Origin of the sequence: Acinetobacter sp. YH12049, from assembly GCF_013419875.1 — a bacterium.
In the GTDB taxonomy this organism is placed as follows: domain Bacteria; phylum Pseudomonadota; class Gammaproteobacteria; order Pseudomonadales; family Moraxellaceae; genus Acinetobacter; species Acinetobacter amyesii.
In genome coordinates this window covers 1-1,656 of sequence record NZ_VOZH01000103.1, presented here as the reverse complement: position 1 = coordinate 1,656, position 1,656 = coordinate 1, and the positions used below count along the sequence as shown (strand labels likewise).

At 44.9% G+C, this 1,656-nt stretch carries 2 protein-coding genes; one reads left to right on the top strand and one right to left on the bottom strand.

Annotated elements, in window-relative coordinates; all coding sequences use genetic code 11:
- Nucleotides 1–192 precede the first annotated feature (192 nt).
- Nucleotides 193–1,008, top strand: a complete 816-nt coding sequence (locus FTU05_RS17630; protein ID WP_000018323.1) for an APH(3')-I family aminoglycoside O-phosphotransferase — start codon at nt 193–195, stop codon at nt 1,006–1,008.
- A gap of 136 nt (nt 1,009–1,144) precedes the next feature.
- On the opposite strand, the gene FTU05_RS17625 is transcribed toward FTU05_RS17630, so the two are convergent.
- On the bottom strand, nt 1,145–1,546 hold the full coding sequence (locus FTU05_RS17625) for a LysR substrate-binding domain-containing protein (protein WP_001183556.1): 402 nt from the start codon (nt 1,544–1,546) through the stop codon (nt 1,145–1,147).
- Nucleotides 1,547–1,656 lie beyond the last annotated feature (110 nt).

The window sequence follows — 1,656 nt, the reverse complement described above, 5'->3', positions numbered from 1 at the left end:
GTACCAGCGTACGGCCCACAGAATGATGTCACGCTGAAAATGCCGGCCTTTGAATGGGTTCATGTGCAGCTCCATCAGCAAAAGGGGATGATAAGTTTATCACCACCGACTATTTGCAACAGTGCCGATAAAAATATATCATCATGAACAATAAAACTGTCTGCTTACATAAACAGTAATACAAGGGGTGTTATGAGCCATATTCAACGGGAAACGTCTTGCTCGAGGCCGCGATTAAATTCCAACCTGGATGCTGATTTATATGGGTATAGATGGGCTCGCGATAATGTCGGGCAATCAGGTGCGACAATCTATCGATTGTATGGGAAGCCCGATGCGCCAGAGTTGTTTCTGAAACATGGCAAAGGTAGCGTTGCCAATGATGTTACAGATGAGATGGTCAGACTAAACTGGCTGACGGCATTTATGCCTCTTCCGACCATCAAGCATTTTATCCGTACTCCTGATGATGCATGGTTACTCACCACTGCGATCCCCGGGAAAACAGCATTCCAGGTATTAGAAGAATATCCTGATTCAGGTGAAAATATTGTTGATGCGCTGGCAGCGTTCCTGCGCCGGTTGCATTCGATTCCTGTTTGTAATTGTCCTTTTAACAGCGATCGCGCATTTCGTCTCGCTCAGGCGCAATCACGAATGAATAACGGTTTGGTTGATGCGAGTGATTTTGATGACGAGCGTAATGGCTGGCCTGTTGAACAAGTCTGGAAAGAAATGCATAAGCTTTTGCCATTCTCACCGGATTCAGTCGTCACTCATGGTGATTTCTCACTTGATAACCTTATTTTTGACGAGGGGAAATTAATAGGTTGTATTGATGTTGGACGAGTCGGAATCGCAGACCGATACCAGGATCTTGCCATCCTATGGAACTGCCTCGGTGAGTTTTCTCCTTCATTACAGAAACGGCTTTTTCAAAAATATGGTATTGATAATCCTGATATGAATAAATTGCAGTTTCATTTGATGCTCGATGAGTTTTTCTAATCAGAATTGGTTAATTGGTTGTAACACTGGCAGAGCATTACGCTGACTTGACGGGACGGCGCTTCCCTACCCTCATGGCCGCCTCCCAGGAATCGACCCAGGTGCTTATCGTGGACATAATCCTTTACTCATAAATTTATCTTATTCCATTATTGTACCTGTCACGCAAAACTTGCAGAAAAGCCATAAACGCAGGAGAATCCTGTCGGCGGTGAGGATAATAAATATGGTAGCCGTCAAAATATGGACACCACTCGGTCAGAACAGCAATCAGCTTGCCGCTTTTGATATATCCATCTGCAACATACTCGGGAATATAGGCAATCCCCAGCCCGTCTAATGCTGCATCGAGCTGATGAATCGTGCTGTTCGCAATATATTGCCCTTTGACTTTCAGACTGAATTTCTGAGCATCTTTCTCGAATTCCCAGGCGTACAATCCACTCGTATCAGAATAGCGGACGTTAATGCAGTTGTGGTTCAAAAGATCCTGCGGCTTCCTGGGCTTAGCATAACGCTTAAAATGGCACTGTTGCAAAGTTAGCGATGAGGCAGCCTTTTGTCTTATTCAAAGGCCTTACATTTCAAAAACTCTGCTTACCAGGCGCATTTCGCCCAGGGGATCACCATAATAAAATGCTGAGGCCT

Bases quoted from the DNA above. Each gene is read 5' to 3' on its own strand.
- FTU05_RS17630 (WP_000018323.1), top strand. From the start codon at position 193: ATGAGCCATATTCAACGGGAAACGTCTTGCTCGAGGCCGCGATTAAAT.